We start from the raw sequence: 2158 nt of genomic DNA, 5'->3' as shown, positions 1-2158 counted from the left end.
GTACAGCTTCGGCCTGCTCGACATCGTCGAGACGGCGCAGGCGACCCGGCGGGACGTGGGCGAGGTGGCCTCGGTCTACTTCGTGCTCTCCGACCGGTTCCGGGTGGACGCGCTGCTGTCGAAGATCTCCCTGCTGCCGCGCGAGGACCGGTGGCAGACGCTGGCCCGGATGGCGCTGCGCTACGACCTGTACGCCGCGCTGGCCGCGCTCACCGCCGAGGTGCTCGGCTCCACCCCGGACGACGTGCCGCCGGTGGAGCGGGTGCAGGAGTGGGAGCAGGCGAACGCCACCTCGATCCACCGGGCGCACCGGGCGATGGGGGAGTTCGACGAGTCCCGCGCCGACCTGTCCGCGCTGTCGGTGCTGCTGCGCCAGATCCGTACCCTGGTCCGGACCTCGGCGGCGGCCTGACCGCAGACGCGCGCGTGGCCCGGTGGTCGGTTCCCCGCCCACCGGGCCACCGCCGTTTCCGCCCTCACCCGGTCATCGGGGCGTAGACGACGATGTTGTTGAGGTAGCTTCCGGCCGTCTTGTCGAACACCCCACCGCAGGTCACCACGCGCAGGGCGGGCACGGCCGACGGACCGTAGACCTGCGCGGCGGGAAAGGCGGTCTTCGGGTACGACCCGACCTCGCGCACCGTGAACGTGGCGGACCTGCCGTCCTGCCGGGTGACCACTATCGTGTCGCCGGCCACCAGCGCGCCGAGGTTGAAGAACACCGCCGGGCCGAGCTGGGCGGAGTCGACGTGGCCCACGATCACCGCGTTGCCGGCCTCGCCCGGGCTGGCGCCGGGGGAGTACCACCCGGCCTTCATGGCCTGGTCCAGCGGGGGCACCTGGACCGTGCCGTCCGGGTTCGTGCCGAGCGACATGATGTCGGCCCGCACCCCGATACGGGGGATCGAGATGGTCGTCGGCGCGGACCGGGGCAGTGGAGCCGGGGCGGCGCCGTTCGGGCTCGTCGCGCCCGCTGGGCCCGTTGCTGCCGGAGCGCCCGGGACCGCTGCGGCCCCCGGGGCGGCCGCGGTGCCCGGGGCGGCGCCGGGTGGGCCGGTCGTCGGGCCGGGCGTCGCGGGGCCGACGGCGCCCCCGGCGGCGTCCGCCGTCGGCAGGCCGGTGCCGTCCGGCGTCAGCTGACCCTCGGCGTCCGGCCCCGGTTGGCCCTCGGCGTCCGGGTCTGCTTGGGGGCCGGTGGTGACCGGGGCCGCCTGCCCGAGCGGCTGCGGCGGGGACGGTGGCGGGACGGTCCGGACGGACGCGCCGATCAGACCGGCCCCGGCCATGGCGAGCAGGACGACGACGGCCGTGCCGGCGGCACGCCACGGACTTCCGTGACGGCCGCCGGCCCGGGTCGTCGTCCGGTCAGACCAGGTCACCGGCCCGCCGCCGGCGCAGCAGCACCAGGCCGCCCAGTGCCGCGGCGCCGATCATGCCCGCGCCACCGGTGGCGAGGGTACGGTCCACGCCGGTGGTCGTCATGCCGCCGTCGCCGCCGTCGACCCCACCGCGCGGCAGGACCACCAGCTCGCCCTCACCGCAGGAGCCCCGCAACTCGTACCGGCCCGGCCGGGCGTCGTGCGAGACGGTGGCCTCGCCGTAGTAGACGAAGTCCTTCCCGTGCTCCCAGCCGTCCTTGCCGTCCTTGCCGTAGTCGCGCTCGGCGTCCTTGCCGTAGTCGCCCTTGTCGTCCTGCCAGGCGCCTCCGCTCGCCTGCCAGTCGTCCTTGTCGCCCGGCCAGTCGTTCTTGCCGCCCGGCCAGGAGCCGTGCTCGTCCTTGCCGTCCTTGCCCTTGTCGTCCGGCCGGCCGCCACGGTCGACCTTGCCGTGCTCGTCCTTGGCGTCCTTGCCGTGCTGTTCCTTGCCGTCGGGGCCGTGCGCGTCCTTGGTCCAGTCCGGCCCGCCCGGCTTCTCCTTCTCCCAGCCCGGCTCGGCGTCCTGGCCGTACTCGTCGTGCCCCTGCCAGTCGCCGGGGTCGACGGCCGCGCCGGCCCCCGCGCCGCCCGGCTGCGGCTGCCCTTCCGGCTGGCCGGCCGGCGGCTGGGGCTGGTCCGCCGGGGGCTGCGGCATGCCGTCGCCACCCGGGCCGTTGCCGCCGGGACCGTTGCCGCCCGGACCGTTGCCACCCGGACCGTTGCCACCCGGGCCGTTGCCGCCC

The 2158-nt window shown here is 76.0% G+C and carries 2 protein-coding genes and 1 pseudogene; 1 reads left to right on the top strand and 2 read right to left on the bottom strand.

Features of this window, described 5'->3' with window-relative positions:
* Positions 1 to 412: NAD-glutamate dehydrogenase domain-containing protein (locus KBX39_RS29600; protein WP_210873683.1), on the top strand; the 412-nt coding region annotated here is incomplete at its 5' end.
* 64 nt (positions 413 to 476) lie between these two features.
* Here the strand turns inward: KBX39_RS29600 and KBX39_RS29595 are convergent.
* On the bottom strand, positions 477 to 1286 hold the full coding sequence (locus KBX39_RS29595; RefSeq protein ID WP_247660735.1) for a class F sortase: 810 nt from the start codon (positions 1284 to 1286) through the stop codon (positions 477 to 479).
* A gap of 79 nt (positions 1287 to 1365) precedes the next feature.
* A pseudogene (locus KBX39_RS29585) lies at positions 1366 to 2158 on the bottom strand (hypothetical protein); the annotation flags it as partial.

The organism is Micromonospora sp. D75, from assembly GCF_018070405.1.
Lineage (GTDB): Bacteria > Actinomycetota > Actinomycetes > Mycobacteriales > Micromonosporaceae > Micromonospora > Micromonospora chalcea.
The sequence above is the reverse complement of the archived record's forward strand: the minus strand, read 5'-3'. Positions and strand labels throughout refer to the sequence as shown.